Source organism: Novosphingobium resinovorum (genome assembly GCF_027922145.1).
Classification (GTDB): Bacteria; Pseudomonadota; Alphaproteobacteria; order Sphingomonadales; family Sphingomonadaceae; genus Novosphingobium; species Novosphingobium resinovorum.
Genome location: NZ_BSFC01000033.1, coordinates 1 through 14,593 on the forward strand (window position 1 = coordinate 1; position 14,593 = coordinate 14,593).

13 protein-coding genes and 1 pseudogene are annotated in these 14,593 nt (G+C 62.7%); 8 read left to right on the plus strand and 6 right to left on the minus strand.

What is annotated here, in order from left to right:
• Positions 1 to 163: 163 nt before the first annotated feature.
• Positions 164 to 919, minus strand: coding sequence for a hypothetical protein (locus PKE80_RS20190; protein WP_271184068.1), 756 nt, complete (start codon positions 917 to 919; stop codon positions 164 to 166).
• Positions 920 to 1,792: 873 nt separating this feature from the next.
• Between PKE80_RS20190 and PKE80_RS20195 the strand changes: the two genes are divergently transcribed.
• Genes PKE80_RS20195 through PKE80_RS20210 form a run of 4 tightly spaced genes read left to right on the plus strand, consistent with a single transcriptional unit; the run spans position 1,793 to position 7,832 of the window.
• Positions 1,793 to 2,527: an ImuA family protein gene (locus PKE80_RS20195; RefSeq protein ID WP_271184069.1), complete on the plus strand. Its 735-nt coding sequence runs from the start codon at positions 1,793 to 1,795 to the stop codon at positions 2,525 to 2,527.
• The gene (locus tag PKE80_RS20200; RefSeq protein WP_309298999.1) at positions 2,442 to 4,265 is read left to right on the plus strand and encodes a Y-family DNA polymerase; all 1,824 of its coding nucleotides are present in this window, start codon (positions 2,442 to 2,444) and stop codon (positions 4,263 to 4,265) included. The genes PKE80_RS20195 and PKE80_RS20200 overlap by 86 nt, the downstream gene beginning before the upstream one ends.
• Entirely contained in the window at positions 4,262 to 7,540 is a 3,279-nt protein-coding gene (locus PKE80_RS20205) for an error-prone DNA polymerase (protein WP_271184070.1), read from the plus strand. Before PKE80_RS20200 ends, PKE80_RS20205 begins: the two co-directional genes overlap by 4 nt.
• Positions 7,527 to 7,832, plus strand: coding sequence for a hypothetical protein (locus PKE80_RS20210; RefSeq protein WP_271184071.1), 306 nt, complete (start codon positions 7,527 to 7,529; stop codon positions 7,830 to 7,832). The genes PKE80_RS20205 and PKE80_RS20210 overlap by 14 nt, the downstream gene beginning before the upstream one ends.
• Here the strand turns inward: PKE80_RS20210 and PKE80_RS20215 are convergent, their stop codons facing one another.
• Positions 7,833 to 8,159 carry a hypothetical protein gene (locus PKE80_RS20215; RefSeq protein ID WP_271184072.1) on the minus strand — a complete coding sequence of 109 codons (327 nt, stop codon included), beginning with the start codon at positions 8,157 to 8,159 and terminating at the stop codon, positions 7,833 to 7,835.
• Between the two features lie 139 nt (positions 8,160 to 8,298).
• Here PKE80_RS20215 and PKE80_RS20220 point away from each other — a divergent pair, with 139 nt between their 5' ends.
• The 4 genes from PKE80_RS20220 to PKE80_RS20235 all read left to right on the plus strand — a co-directional run bounded on the left by PKE80_RS20220 (position 8,299) and on the right by PKE80_RS20235 (position 11,241).
• Positions 8,299 to 8,922, plus strand: coding sequence for a YbhB/YbcL family Raf kinase inhibitor-like protein (locus PKE80_RS20220; protein WP_271184073.1), 624 nt, complete (start codon positions 8,299 to 8,301; stop codon positions 8,920 to 8,922).
• A gap of 6 nt (positions 8,923 to 8,928) precedes the next feature.
• Complete coding sequence (locus tag PKE80_RS20225) at positions 8,929 to 9,423, plus strand: nucleoside deaminase (protein WP_271184074.1); 495 nt, start codon at positions 8,929 to 8,931, stop codon at positions 9,421 to 9,423.
• Between the two features lie 64 nt (positions 9,424 to 9,487).
• Positions 9,488 to 10,132 carry an SOS response-associated peptidase family protein gene (locus tag PKE80_RS20230; RefSeq protein WP_271184075.1) on the plus strand — a complete coding sequence of 215 codons (645 nt, stop codon included), beginning with the start codon at positions 9,488 to 9,490 and terminating at the stop codon, positions 10,130 to 10,132.
• Between the two features lie 251 nt (positions 10,133 to 10,383).
• The gene (locus PKE80_RS20235; RefSeq protein WP_271184076.1) at positions 10,384 to 11,241 is read left to right on the plus strand and encodes a DMP19 family protein; all 858 of its coding nucleotides are present in this window, start codon (positions 10,384 to 10,386) and stop codon (positions 11,239 to 11,241) included.
• Here PKE80_RS20235 and PKE80_RS20240 read toward each other — a convergent pair.
• From PKE80_RS20240 to PKE80_RS20255, 4 genes and pseudogenes are all read right to left on the minus strand, one after another.
• Positions 11,225 to 11,449: pseudogene (locus tag PKE80_RS20240) on the minus strand (transposase domain-containing protein); the annotation flags it as partial. The gene PKE80_RS20235 and the pseudogene PKE80_RS20240 sit on opposite strands and share 17 nt — an antisense overlap.
• Before the next feature lie 24 nt (positions 11,450 to 11,473).
• Positions 11,474 to 13,543: a recombinase family protein gene (locus PKE80_RS20245; protein ID WP_271184077.1), complete on the minus strand. Its 2,070-nt coding sequence runs from the start codon at positions 13,541 to 13,543 to the stop codon at positions 11,474 to 11,476.
• On the minus strand, positions 13,530 to 13,712 hold the full coding sequence (locus PKE80_RS20250; protein WP_271184078.1) for a hypothetical protein: 183 nt from the start codon (positions 13,710 to 13,712) through the stop codon (positions 13,530 to 13,532). The genes PKE80_RS20245 and PKE80_RS20250 overlap by 14 nt, the downstream gene beginning before the upstream one ends.
• A 104-nt stretch (positions 13,713 to 13,816) precedes the next feature.
• A partial coding sequence (locus tag PKE80_RS20255) for an IS66 family transposase (RefSeq protein WP_271184079.1) occupies positions 13,817 to 14,593 on the minus strand: 777 nt, incomplete at its 5' end.

The following is a 14,593-nucleotide window of genomic DNA, read 5'->3' on the forward strand; positions in this document are numbered from 1 at the left end:
CCTTCTTTCCGTATCCAGGCTGAATCAGATCACACCGACTTCGTCAACGCGCTGGTAACGCCCCCTGAGTGGTGCCACAGCGGTTTTCAGAGCCGCCGACACCTTTGCTACTTGGCGAAAACAGAAAATCGGGGAGCGGCGCATCGAACAGGCAGAGCGCATTCTAACAGCGTTGTATGAGGCCTATGACGCAATGATCTACGCACGGGGGCTGGCTATTACCGCAACATGAAACGGAAACGGCGAAGACCGAGGTAGAGCAGGAACAGGGGTGGAATGCGCGGTCCCCTGAAAAGCAAGATCGCGTGGCCTTCGCCCAAGCAAAGCTCAATCGCCTGAGGTGGTCACGTCCCGAGGCGTGGTGTAGGTTCCGACAGTAGCGCTGCTGGACGGACGCGCGCTTTCCATATCGCGCTGTAGCGTCCGGCCAGCAGCGCGGGTGGTCACCGTGAGTTTCGAATAGGTTTGGGTTGCGAAGCTCAAACCGGGAAGGACCCTCGGCTTGATCGAGCACGTCGCCGAGGCTCTTCCAGATTCCGGACAGGTTCTCGCGATCGCGATCGACGATGGCGAAATTGAGCTTCATCAAAATGAGCGATGTCCGCGCTTCTAGGCTGTTGTTTGGGCGGTCGCTATCGTCGGCCATTGCCTGCAACGCCTTGCGCAACCCGCCGGCGCGCGCGTCGAGTTTGCTTTCCTCGCGCGTCAGGCCATCGTGGATTACGGCATTGAACAAGAGCTGCAGCAGGTTCGACAGAAATTCGAGATAGCGAATATGGCTGGCGCCAATCGCCTCTGCCGCAAACTCATCGTAGCTATCGTTGAGAAGTTGTAGGTCGTCGAACCACCACATGGCGGTCCAAAGCGCCTCGTAGTGGGTTTCGAGTTTCTGGCGATAGGAGCCGTCCTTCTTGGCCAAGCGAATGGCCCGGGCAAAGCGGCCATCGGCTTCCACCCGCGGGCGTTCAAGGTTGCGGGATAGTTTGGCCGCGACCAGTGCTTCCGTGACGCGCTGGCGTTCTATCCCGGCGAAGGCTGCCGGGTCTTCAATCTGCTGTTCGATGTCGGTGAGCTGCTGGGTCCGCGAATAATCGGTTGCTGGGAGCGAGGTCTAGCGGCTGGCGAGGCGGTTATAAACCGCGAGTCGCCTCCAGTGGCGCCAGCGTCGGCACCCCTAAAGCGATACCCCATCGACATGGTGAATGACCGTCCGCTTTCGGAAAAATGTCCGTTGGCGTTGAACGTCCGCTACGGGGGCGCAAAGCCGCCATCGCGCATCGTGGCTCGAACGTCCACTATGCTGCCATCGTTTCTCCAAACCGGACCGAGCAGAAGGTCCCAACCCGCGTCAGTCCTGAGCAACTATCCGATCGCGCTTCGCAGTCCGAATATACCTTTGGCTGTCTGCGATCTTCTGGCTCCCAGCGTTCGCCACTTCGTCTGGGTCATCGCGCCCCAGGCGTTGGTTTCTCGCCCAATGACCGAATGGAAGGGTGGGAACGTCTTGGGAACGGCCAACCAGGCCAGCGGGTCCATCCAGTTTCGATAGCGTTGGCATTGTCTAACTTCGCTCCGAGCTCGAGCGTGTGATGCTATGCTTCACGGACACTCCCCACAATCCTGCAGGATGGTAGTGAGCCCGGTGATTGCGCCGTGTGCACAGGGTTGTCCTCATGCAGGGCGCTAGGACCGATTTAAACCGGTTGACCGCGAGGGGTTGAGAATGAGAACATAAAGCGAACAAATTCGAGTCTCAAGAATCACCATGAACCCTGCTTCATCTCATCCGCAGATGGGCGTTGATGCCCTTCGCGCCATGGCGACGCCGCTCGCCGACTATCGGATCATGCCGTTTGGCGTAGAGACGCTGGATGATCGCCTGAGCTCCGGTGGCCTGCGCGCCGGCGCCCTGCATGAAGCGACCGCGCTGACCTGCTCGCTGGTCGATGACGCGGCGGCCACCCTGTTCCTTGCCGGCATCGCCGCGCGGGAAGCACGTGCGGCCGCCGCGCCGGTCCTGTGGGTCAGCTCCCGCAATGACCTCTATGCCCCTGGCCTGGAACAGGCGGGCCTCGGCTCTGCCGACGTGATCCACGCACAGCCGCGCGACGATGCCGCACTGCTCGCGGTGGTCGAGGATGCGGTGCGCGATGGGACGCCCGCTGCCGTTGTTGCCGAAGCCAGCAAGGTCTCGATGGTCGCGACCCGCCGCCTGCAGCTTGCCGCAGCCGAGGCCGACATCCCGGTGCTTCTACTGCGCCGTCATCGCGGCCGGGACCGCGATCCGCTGGCCGATCTATCGGCGGCGTGGACACGCTGGCGCATATCCAGCGCGCCTTCCGAGCGGCTTGGCGTTGCCGGTGTAGGGCGCCCGCGCTGGCTGGTCGAACTCGCACGCCAACGCGGCGGCGAGGGCTTTTCAATGATCGTGGAGGGATGCGATGCGACGGGTCGTCTCGCTGTTCCTGCCGTTTCTGGCCATCGAGCGGCTGAGACGGCAGGACCGGTTCGCCGCGCCGCGGCCTGAGCCGCGCGCACTCCAGCTTCCTGTCGACGACAATCCCGGTGCCTGCTCGGTTCCTCGCGGGGGCGGATGGCGGCCGGGTGCCCGGTGGGCGCGCGAGCGGCAGAATGGAGAAGGGCAGGGGGCCGTAAGGGGCGAGGACCGCACACGCCTTGATGTCGAGCGCGAGATCGCGGCGCTGCCGTTGCACGCCAGGCCGCCAATGCGCGAGCTGGGATGGCGCTCTGAGACTACCGAGCATCCGTTCAAGCGTACGGTCTCTTCTGTGACACCGGCAGAGGTGCGCGACGCGGCGAAAGTCATGGTTGCCCCGCTGGCGCTCATCGGCAAGGTCGGCCGCCGCGACGAGATCGTCTCGGCCTGTCCGGCGGCGAGAGCATTGGGCATCAATGTCGGCATGGCGGCAACCCATGCCCGCGCGCTCGTCTCCGATCTTGACGTCCGCCCCGCGGAGTCCGAGGCCGATGCTGCATTGCTCGATGGCCTCGCGGTGTTCGGCATTCGCCGCTGGTCACCGGTCGTTGCAGTCTCGCTGCCCGACGGGATCTGGCTGGACCTGACCGGCGCCGCGCACCTGCATGGCGGCGAGGAACGCTTCTGCCAGCGGCTCCACGCCTTCTGTCGCCGGGCCGGGTTCACTGCCCGCATTGCGATCGCCGAAACCCCGGGCGCCGCGCACGCGCTGGCCCGCTACGGCCGCGAAGACATTGCCATCATTCCGCACGGCGGGGTGCTGAAAGCGCTGTCGGCGCTTCCGGTCGCGGCGCTGCGCCTCGAAAGCGGCGCGCTGGGCGCCGCGCGCAAGTTCGGCTTCGAGACGATTGCCGACCTGCTGCCCGTCGCGCGCGGGCCTTTGGCACGCAGGCTGGGTCTCGCCGCCATCGATCGGCTCGATCAGGCGCTTGGCGGCAAGGCCGAGCCGATCACGCCGCGTGAGGACATGGTCATCCCTGCGGTCGAGCGTCGGCTGCTCGAGCCGATCGGCACCGCCGATGCGATAGCTCAGGTGATGCACGACCTGCTGAAGGATCTCGCCGACGTTCTCCAGCGCCGGGGGCTGGGCGCGCGGTCGCTGCGCCTCTGCGTCTTGCGGATCGATGGCGGCGAGCAGGTGGTGGCGATCGGCACTTCCCGCCCGATCCGCGAGGTGCCGCACTTGCTGCGCCTGCTGAAGCTCAGGATCGAGCGCATCGACCCTGGCATGGGCCTTGAGCAGTTCCGGCTGCTGGCGCCCCACACCGAGCCGCTCGATGCCGAGAATCTCGGCGCGATCCTCGCTGGTGAAAGTACGGTTCGTGATCCCGCGCGTCTGGTCGACGTTGTGGCCGGAAGGATCGGCCCTCAGGCCGTGTTCCGCATCGCGCCAGTCGAGAGCCATGTGCCTGAGCGTGCGGTGAGGCTTGTCAGTCCGATTGAGACGACCGGCTCCTGGCCAGCCTGGCAGCGCCCGGTGCGGTTGTTCACGCGGCCCGAACCCTTGCGCCGGGTCATGGCTTTGCTGCCCGACCAGCCACCAAAACGTTTCGAATGGCGAGGCCGGTCCTACACGGTCGTGGCCGGCGACGGGCCGGAACGCATTCATGGCGAATGGTGGCGGCGCAACGGTGAAGTCTGGGCCGTGCGCGACTACTACCGCGTCGAGGACAAGGCGGGCGGGCGCTACTGGGTGTTCCGCCGCGGTGACGGCGTTGCCGGCGAGACCGGCGATCTCTCGTGGTGGATGCACGGGGTCTTCGCATGACCGGCTATGTCGAACTTCAGGTGCTGACACACTTCTCGTTCCTGCGCGGCGCCTCGAGCCCGGACGAGCTGTTCTCGGTCGCGGCGAAGCTCGGGTATTCCGCCATCGGCATCGCCGACCTTGGCAGTGTCGCCGGGGTGGTCCGCGCCTGGGAGGCGGAGAAGGCCACCGGGGTACGCCTCATCGCCGGAACCCGGGTCGATCTGTCCTGCGGTCGCCGCCTGTTGCTTTACCCCACAGATAGACCTGCCTGGTCGCGCATCACGCGACTTCTTACCATTGGCAAGCGCCGGGCGGGGAAGGGGGCTTGCCTTCTGCACTGGCCCGAGCTCGAAGCCTGGTCCGAGGGCGTGATCGCCATTCTCCTGCCGCACGAGGCGGATGCGGACAATGCTGCGGCGCTCGCCGATCTTCGATCCGTCTATGGCAGGCGCGCGCATATGGCACTGTTCCAGCGCCGCCGCCCGGACGATGCCGTGCGGATCGACGGACTGGCGCGCCAGGCGAGGGAGGCCGGGGTGCGCGCCGTCGTCACCGGCGACGTGCTGTACCATGCGCCCGATGCCCGGCTGCTGCAGGACGTGGTGACCGCGATCCGGCACAACTGCCGGGTCGATGACCTTGGCTATCGCCGCGAGGTCAATGCCGATCGCGCGCTCAAGTCTGCGGAGGAAATGCAGCGCCGTTTCGCCGCCTATCCCGATGCCCTGCGCGCCAGCGTCGATATCGCCGAGGCCTGCACCTTCTCGCTGAGTGACCTCACGTATCACTACCCGCAGGAGAAGGTGATCGAGGGCCTGACCGCGCAGCAGGCGCTGGAGACGATGGCGCACGAGGCGCTTGGCGCCATGTTCGGCGGCGATCCGCCGCAGGACTACCGCGACCAGATCGCGCATGAACTGAAGCTCATCGCCGAGCTGAACTACGCGCCCTACTTCCTCACCGTCCATTCCATCGTCGCCGAGGCTCGGCGACGGGGCATCCTGTGCCAGGGGCGCGGATCGGCGGCGAACTCCTGTGTCTGCTTCGTGCTCGGCGTCACCTCGATCGATCCGATCAAGCACGAACTGCTCTTCGAGCGCTTCGTCTCGGGTGAGCGGCGCGAGCCGCCCGACATCGACGTCGATTTCGAGCACGAGCGGCGGGAGGAGATCATCCAGTGGATCTTCGAGACCTACGGGCGCGACCGGGCAGCGCTGACTGCGGTGATCACCCGCTTCCGCGCGCGCGGCGCCGTGCGCGATGTCGGCAAGGCCATGGGCCTGCCCGAGGATTTGACTTCGTCGCTGGCAGGGCTGGTCTGGGGCTGGTCGGCCGAAGGCGTCGGCGAGAAGCAGGCTGAGGAACTAAATCTCGACATGTCAGACCGGCGGCTTCGCCTGACTCTCGACCTCGCGCGCCAACTGATCGGCGTGCCGCGCCAGTCCAGCCAGCATCCCGGCGGCTTCGTGCTCACCCACGACCGGCTCGATGACCTCGTGCCCATCGAGCCGGCTGCGATGGCCGATCGCCAGATTATCGAATGGGACAAGGACGACATCGATGCCCTGAAGATGATGAAGGTCGATGTGCTGGGGCTCGGCATGCTGGGCTGCATGAACCGGGCCTTCACCATGCTGGAAGAGAGCAAGGGCCTGAAAGTCGGACTAGCCGACCTCCAGAGCGACGACCCCGACGTCTACGCCATGATCCAGAAGGCCGACACGCTCGGCACCTTCCAGATCGAGAGCCGGGCACAGATGTCGATGCTGCCGCGCATGAAGCCGCGCCGTTTCTACGACCTGGTGATCCAGGTCGCGATCGTTCGACCCGGTCCGATCCAGGGTGATATGGTCCATCCCTACCTGCGCCGCCGCGAGGGTCTGGAGAAGCCGGAGTACCCGCGCCCTGAACTGCGCGCCGTTCTGGAGAAAACCCTCGGGGTACCGCTTTTCCAGGAGCAGGCGATGAAGGTGGCGATCGTCGGCGCGGGCTTCACCGCCGTCGAGGCCGACCAGCTGCGCCGGGCGATGGCGACCTTCAAGATGACCGGCGGGGTCTCGCATTTTTCCGAAAAGCTGATCGAAGGCATGGTCGGCCGCGGCTATCCGCGCGACTTCGCCGAGCGCACTTTCCGGCAATTGGAAGGCTTCGGCTCCTACGGCTTCCCGGAAAGCCACGCTGCGAGCTTCGCCAAGATCTCCTATGCCTCGAGCTGGATGAAGCATCATCACCCCGACGTCTTCTGCGCCGCCCTGATGAATGCGCAGCCGATGGGCTTCTATGCCCCGGCCCAGATCGTCGGCGACGCGCGCCAGCACGGCGTCGAGGTCCGGCCGGTCTGCATCAATGCGAGCCGCTGGGATTGCTCGCTCGAACCGACACGAGGTCGATACCATGCCGTGCGGCTTGGCTTCCGGCAGGTGCGCGGGCTTTCCAACGCCGATGGCGCCAGCATCGTCGGTGCGCGTGGAGAGATCCCGTTCGAGTCCGTCGAGGATGCCTGGCGCCGCTCCGGCGTTCCGCGCGCCGCGATCGAGAAGCTGGCGGACGCCGATGCCTTCCGCGCCTTCGGATCCGACCGGAGACAGGGGCTATGGAAGGTGCGGGGGCTTGGCGAAGCGCCGTTGCCGCTTTTTGCTGCAGCGGATCGTGCAGCAAAAGCGATCAGCGCAGAAGGGATCGAACCCGACGTTGCCCTGCGTCCGCTGACCGATGGCCGCGAGGTGATCGAGGATTATCGTTCGCTCCAGCTGTCGCTGCGCGCCCATCCGCTCATGTTCGTGCGCGAGGACCTCGCCCGGCGCGGGGTTACGCGCTGCGCCGACCTTGCGAACATCCGCGATGGGCGCAAGGTCGAGGTGGCCGGGATCATCCTGGTGCGCCAGAAGCCCGGCTCGGCCAAGGGCGTGCTCTTCATCACCATCGAGGACGAAACCGGCATCGCCAACGGGATCCTGTGGCCCGATCGCTTCGAGGCCCAGCGCCGCACTGTGATGTCCGCCTCGATGGTGGGCCTCAAGGGCCGGGTGCAGAAGGAGGGCGAGGTGATCCACGTCATCTGCGACCGGATCATCGATCATGGCGATCTGCTTCACCGGGTCGGCGAGATGGCCTTCCCGCACCAGACCGGCAGGGGCGATGGAGCGCGCCATGCCAGCGCGCCGGATCGCGGGGACATTGTTCGACCAGAAGGGGGCTGGAGCCCCAAGCCCTACAACAGCTACTGGCCGCCTCATGCCGAAGGCCGCGATCCCGAGGACGTCGTGCGCTTCAAGTCGCATGATTTTCACTGACATGGATGCAAGCGTGCCGAAACATCAGCGCATCGTCATTGCGCTTTCAGTGCATATCCTGCGCGGCGGTGTAACCCGCTGCGGTGAAGCGCGGGTCGATACGGTCGAAGTCCGCCTGGCGCTTCGCTGTCTGCTCCCCCATTGCCGCGAGCGTTGGCCGCTTGAACTGTACTGGGATGCGGCGCGTCAGGAGAACGAGATCGGACGTGCCCAGGGTGTCACTGCGGCATTTAACGGAATTGTGCGTCAATTGCGGCTTGCCGGACGGTATGAAGATACGGCGTCGTCATAGTCACAGGAACGATACCGCGCTTTGTGAATGGAACAGGTCTGGCGTCCGGCAGCGCGCTGGATCGAGCCCGAAAAAAATCAATGCGCTTCCAGTAAATTCACCTGTCTTGGCGACCTTTGTGACCCTTGTGCGTTGACGGGAGCGATGTCTCAAATCGAAAGCTCCCTTCTGGTTGCCGCCAATCGCCTGCACCATCGCGGGTTCACCACCCCGATCATGTATTGCCGGGACGACGACGTTCTGATTGGCAGGATCGAAGGCATAGCGCACGATGTTTCCTGGCGCACCGTTGACCTGGTGGCTTTCAAGAGCGCGTTCATGGCCCACGTTGACGCCTACCTTCAGGGACAAGGCCGGCCGGTCGACGCAGATCGAGGGGCTGGGCCCGTGCGTCTCGTGTGAGGGCCGCGCGCGGCAACCCATGCGTAAGCCAGGAAAAACCATCCAGTGTGGAAAGGATCACGAAGTGCTCGAACACGTACCTGCCTGGCTGGGCAAATTGCTCAAGGATGTCCGCGCCGGACACTCGAAACTGGCAATTGTTCGCGAAGACATGGGCGACAGGCTCTTTCCGCTTTCGAGTCCGGCATTCGCGGACGGTCAGCGCCTCCCGATCAGGTTTACCGCCGACGGGGCCGGCGTTTCACCGTCGCTGAGCTGGGGACCCCTCCCCGCAGGGACAGCATCGTTGGCGCTGCTTGTCGAGGATCCCGATGCACCGGCCCCCAATCCCCTGGTGCATGCCCTTGTCTGGAATATCCCGCCCGACATTGGAGGACTGCCCGAGGGTGTGATCGTGCCCGACGGGGATGGCGCACCGGACGGCAGCGACGTAGGCCGAAACAGTTATCTGGCCGAAGGCTGGCTGCCGCCAGATCCTCCCAAGGGCCACGGTGCGCATGACTACGTGTTCCAGCTTTTTGCGCTCTCCCAGGTTCCGGTCCTCGAAGCCAACCCGGGCCGCTCCCCATTTCTCGATGCGATACATGGCAAACTCCTCGCCGCCGGCTTGCTGATCGGGACCTACTCCCGTGACGAGCCGGCAGCTTCGAGTACCGCCGGCGCCGGCCTGCGGCCCGCGGGCGCTTGATCCCCAATGATAGACGACAACGACAGAGCCTGGATGCGTGAAGCCATTCAATTGGCAAAAACGAAAGGAACAACGCCGCAGGACACCCCGATTGCTGCCATCATCGTGCTGGATGGCCGCGAGCTGTTCCGTGCGGTCAACGAGACCGAAGAGACTTGCGACGCGACGGCCCATGCCGAAATGATGGCTTTTCGCGGAGCAGGGCCGGCGCACGGCGACATGGACCTTCGCGGCGCGACGCTCTATTCGACCCTGCAGCCATGCGGCATGTGCACGATGGCCTCGATCTGGGCCAAGGTGGGTCGCATAGTCTACGGTGCGGGTCGCGACGACGTTCACCAGATGTATTTCGAAGATCGGCACCTCGACACGATGGACTTCATCAAGGATGCATTTCGAGACGACCTTGCCCTTGAAGGCGGATGTTTGCGGGCGGAATGTGCCGCCCTTTATTTCGCGCCCGGCGATGAGGTTCCGGTAGAAGAACAGGGTAATCTCTGAAAAGGGAAGCTGGCAACGACCAGCGGCCGGACATAGAAGACTATCTTCTCGCAGGATTTGACCCGTGTGTAACCGCGCCCGCATGAAAGGTGAAATCGAGACGATCTGGGGATCGGTCGCCGAACTCTTCAGCGAGCGCCCGCGTGACAATCGCTTTAACCCCCAGGAACTGCGCCCCCGGGCGCGGGCCTACGTGATGCGCGAACAGGGAAACATGTTCGGCTGGGACGTCATGAGCTGGGATGTCCTTGGCGGCAAGGCCGCCTGGCCGATGACCAACGTACGCAACCTCGCATTGCCGCAATGGCGGCGGCTTGCCGAGCGTCCCGAGAACCGCTGCGTGGTGCCGCTCACCGAATTCTGCGAGTTCACGCCGGACAAGCATGACCTTGGCGACGGCAAGCCGCCATTGAAGGGTGAGATGTGGTTTTCGGTGATCGACCAGCCGGTGTTCGCGGTCGCCGGTTTCTGGCAGCCAACCGAGGCGGGCAATGCCTTCGCGATGGTAACGTGCGATGCCAATTCACTCGTCGAGCCGATCCATCCAAAGGCGATGGTGACGATCCTCGAACCGGACGACGTCAATGTATGGCTGAGAGGGTCGTACGATGAAGTCCGCTCGCTCCAGCGACCGTTCGATGCAGAGAGAATGATGGTGCGCGGTCCTGTTTTCCCCACGCGAGAACCCACAACTTTGCCACCAAATTAGGCGTATCGGAATTCTTCGCTCCAGGTCATCGGGCGAACCGCCCGTATGCCGTCAGCAGGGTAAGCGTCCGATCATGGCTGAGGGGAAACTCATATCTGTATGGTGAGGTGGGACTGCCCCGGCCCGTAGCCTGATGTTGCGATGGAGATTCTGATCGGACATACAGGAAATCGGCCACTGCGGAGAGTGCTGTGTACCTGCCCCCTTTTCGAGTTCCGGTGTCTGAGGGCGCGCTGCAGTCTTTAGATCCAATGGACCTGATCGACAGTCATTCCAGCACTATCCGAAGACTGATTGGAGATCATTTTTACAATATTGATGAAATCCCGCACGCGTCCGCAATGGCTTACTTGGTCGAGTACTATGTTCACCAGGTTGAGAATGGCGGGCACGGTCAATTCCTTGGCAATGGACGCAGGTACGAGAACCTTCTCCCTATAGTGCAAGAAGGTCTGAGTGCGTTGAATGCTCAGCCCTTTCTCGACTTATATCTGCGATTCAGGAAATTTCTCGACGCAGATCATGCTCGAGCCGACCTCATCGCCGAAGGGTGCGGCTTCGGCGAATTGGAACCCGAGATCGAGAGGATAGACGCGGCGTTTCTGGCGCTTGAAAGATCCACAGTTTGGACTGAACTCGCCCGATTTCTGCGGCATCAGGCTGATCTTGATCCTGTTCGAGATAGTTCATTGCGATCGACGATAACGGCAATCGGGAGGCTTAATCCACGACAGCATTCTCGCGCTGTTGCGGAAATCGAGACCCACAAGTCTCATCCTCGATACGATCTTGCCAAAGACTTATGTGAAGCAGCGGGGCGGCGTATTACCCGTATGGGTGCTGGGTGGCAAAATGGTCCGGGTGAAACGATAGATGGGGTGATGACCTCTGAGGGAATGGTCTGGATGAGGGCGGGGGATAAGATCGCCCTTCTCGGCCTTAATCTTGGGGATGTAACGTCCTGCCAACGTTTACCCGGCCTTCTCGCAGTTGCGAAATCCGATGGCGTGGCCTGGCGTATTGATCAACTCAGCGGATTTTACCGCAGATTGGCGCGCCTGACGCCTCCACTGAGGAGACTTGCGCAACATTTTAAGCTTCGACGTTAAGGCGCGCTTCCATCCATCGCCAAGGCAGCAGTTCATCGATCCGGTTGATCGGGTGGCCCTTGCCAATGCGGTCAAGCACATCAGCAAGCCATTCCTGCGGATTGGCGCCATTGAGTTTGGCCGTCTCCAGAAGCGAAAGCATGGAAGCGGCGCGCTCACCGCCACAATCGGCACCGGCAAAGAGCCAGTTTTTGCGGCCGACGGCAATGCCTGAGTCATTATGCTGCTCCTTTTAAATGGCGGAAAACAGGGATTCCTGGTTCTGGTCCTGAGTGCGACACGGGCCTTTTTGCGAGATCGCCGCTCTGACATCGGGCCTTTCGAGGTCTTTGGCGCGGATTTGATGAGGCGCGCCGGGCATAATTTGCTCGGTGTGGAGCAGGCCGGCTTCGACGACACGGCGTATCTTGTGATTGGTGACGCCGAACTTTGTAGCGGCTTGCGACATGGTGAGCCATTCACCGTCAGTGTTGCCGGCTGCGCGATAGCCCTCGATCTTATGGACGTGGCGCAGCGAGCTGACACGATGCCCAGTCCATGTCTTGCCCTGACCCGTTCGCATACCCATGCGATTGAGTGTAGCGGCGACATCGGCATCGGACCAACGCGTCGCCATTGATCGGATGATCGCCATCGCTTCTGCAGGTGTGCTTTTGGTATGTTCGCCTGTCCTGGGTTTTCGAATGCGAACCTGGGAGTGCTGCCCGCCTTGCCAGTGGATGGTGAGTTCTACTTCGCGTCTAACCTTGTCCTCGGTTACGACTATGTCCTTGACCAGCGCCCGCATCAGGCGCTGGCGAAATCGCATATCAACGTCTGGGTTGTTCCATGCCGCCTTGAGGTCGTGAGCCAGCCCAGCGAAATCCGGCCTGGCAGCTTCATCACGTACGTCGCGCTCGTTGAGCCGCGCTTCGCAGGCCTCGACACGGCGGAGCGCGGCTTCCCAACTCTTCTCGAGCTGAGCGGCGATCAGACGGTTATCAGGATCGCAGGCAGCGTAACGCCGCTCTGCAAGTGAGGCTTCGTAGCGGGCTTGCTGCAAATCCAGCTTGAGCATCTGTCGTCTCTGCGCTTCGCCTTCGAGATACATGCTCTCTGCCTCCAAAGCCGCGTCGATCGCCAGGGGGGCGACGGCGCGCAGCAGTTCCTCCGTAACCGCGGCGTCCGTTCGAGCGCCATTGGTGGTCATGCATCGGGGCCCGGCCAGCATGAAGGTCGAACGGTCGCAACGGTAGATATGGTAGCCGATGCGGCGGCCGACATAAACGACGCTTAGCCTTCCGCCGCAATGTCCGCAGGTAAGCATGCCCGGCAGGAGAGCTTTGCCGCCCCGGCCGGACTTTACCCCGCCGCCCTTGCCGTAGGCATTGGTCGCCAGGGCCTTCTGGTTCCGCTCAAACTCATCCCAGCTGACATAACCGTCATGATGCTGCTTGAGTATAACACCCCAGTCGTCATACGACTTGCGATGGCCATAGCTCTTGCGCACCCGGCCACCGACGATCTCTGCGCGCTTCTCGGTTTTACCGTAGACATAGGCGCCGGCGTAGAACGGGTTTTTGAGCACGCTGATTACGTTGCGATAACGGATCGGAACCCAATCAAAGGAGACCATCCTCTTGCCGTCTGACGGGCGCGGAAAATGCAGGCCTTCGGCGCTCAAGGCAATCAGCACCTGGCGTGCGCTGCCGATCTCGCGGAACCGCGCAAATATGTGCCGAATAGCCTCCTGAACGCGAATGTCGGGGTCAAGACCCAGCCCATAGTCACGATGCCAGATGTAGCCGATCGGAACGCTGATGCGCAGTTCGCCACGCTCAGCCTTCTGTCGTGCAGCCTCGTACATGCGGCCACGGATGACAGAAAGCTCAAACTCGCTGATGTTACCCTTCATACCGAGCAGCAGCCGGTCGTTTGGCCTGGCCGGATCGTAGATGCCATCAACATCGATGACACGGGCATCGACTTGACCGCAAAGTTCAAGAAGTCGGTGCCAGTCAGGCCCGTTGCGAGAAAGGCGAGATGCCTCGAGGCACAATACCGCGCCGACGCCGCCCGTGCATAGATCCTCCACCAGACGCTCGAAGCCAGGGCGATCCACTGCACCGCTCGCGCTGCGTCCAAGATCCTCATCAATCACCTCGACGTCACGGAACCCCCAGTGCCGTGCAAGATCAACGAGTTCGTATTGCCGGCGCTGGCTCTCCAGGTTCCCGGTAACCTGCTGTCCTGTGGACTGCCGAACGTAAACAACCGTCTTGCGCCTCAGCAACGCAGTCGGAAGAAGGTTACCGCCCGTCATCGGTCATCTCCTCGTCCGGGATGCCCGAGGCCGCTATCAACAGCTTGGCGAGGCTGGCCACTGCGGCAGCGCGTTGGCCGCTCGCCAGGCCGTCCAGAGCTTGCGAGTCGAGCGGCATGATTAACTGGCGGAGTGCCGGTAGCCGCGGCGGTGGGGGCAAAGCCTTCATCGATTACCTCCTGAGCATTCAAACCGCTCAGCAGGGCATTACGAAGGCTCGAGTCGATCAAGAGCCTATGGAGATTGGTCAACGCGTCTACGGTAACCTGAGGGCTACCCAAGCTGAATGCCTCGCAGACCTTGCGGTCCAACATCCATGCAGGGATGACGATGACTTCGCCCGGACGCACGACAATGTGAGCGGCCCTCCCGGTCGCCCGATCCTCCATATACTCGCACTGCACCGTGCGCCCGAAATATGGGTGCCACCGGTACCAGATGACGACGTCTTGCCCGACATGGGCAGAATGTCTGCGAGATGGCTATGCCCCTGAGAGCATTCTCCGCCGGATTGTTGTCGATCTCCAGCCTGCCATCGTCGGTGTAGGTGAGCAGTTGCGGCTTCAGCTTCACGGCATAACGCAGGGCCTCGGCTAGCGGTGAACGGGCCGATGCCCTGGACACCACATCGTCAGCCCAGGCGAAGAAATCCAGCGCCTTCAGCTTTGAGAGCTTACGAGCCTTGCGGCGGAAATCTGCGGGTTCGCGCACGATCTGTTGCTCGACGTCGTAAAGCTCGCCGATCAGTTGCAGCCCTTCGATCGCAGCCGAGTTCGGGTCCGCCTTGTAGACATCGTTCAGCTTGCGCCGGGCATGGGCCCAACACGCAACGGGCGTAATCGGAGCAGGCTGGCGGTCACTCGCGTAGAGGCGCTCAAAGCCGGCATAGGCATCGGCCTGCAAGAAGCCCGCAAAGGTCTTGAGATGCTCGCGCGGTCGTTCATCCTTGCGATCGGGGCTATAGCGAAACAGCGCTGCCGGTTTGTCCAGATGGTCGTCTGTGAAAAGCGCTGAAGCCCGCAGGGAGGCGTGGGTTTTGGTGGATATGAA

Bases quoted from the DNA above. Each gene is read 5' to 3' on its own strand.
- PKE80_RS20195 (WP_271184069.1), top strand. From the start codon at position 1,793: ATGGGCGTTGATGCCCTTCGCGCCATGGCGACGCCGCTCGCCGACTAT.
- PKE80_RS20200 (WP_309298999.1), top strand. From the start codon at position 2,442: ATGCGACGGGTCGTCTCGCTGTTCCTGCCGTTTCTGGCCATCGAGCGG.
- PKE80_RS20205 (WP_271184070.1), top strand. From the start codon at position 4,262: ATGACCGGCTATGTCGAACTTCAGGTGCTGACACACTTCTCGTTCCTG.
- PKE80_RS20210 (WP_271184071.1), top strand. From the start codon at position 7,527: ATGATTTTCACTGACATGGATGCAAGCGTGCCGAAACATCAGCGCATC.
- PKE80_RS20225 (WP_271184074.1), top strand. From the start codon at position 8,929: ATGATAGACGACAACGACAGAGCCTGGATGCGTGAAGCCATTCAATTG.
- PKE80_RS20235 (WP_271184076.1), top strand. From the start codon at position 10,384: ATGGACCTGATCGACAGTCATTCCAGCACTATCCGAAGACTGATTGGA.
- PKE80_RS20245 (WP_271184077.1), bottom strand. From the start codon at position 13,543: ATGACGGGCGGTAACCTTCTTCCGACTGCGTTGCTGAGGCGCAAGACG.
- PKE80_RS20250 (WP_271184078.1), bottom strand. From the start codon at position 13,712: ATGAAGGCTTTGCCCCCACCGCCGCGGCTACCGGCACTCCGCCAGTTA.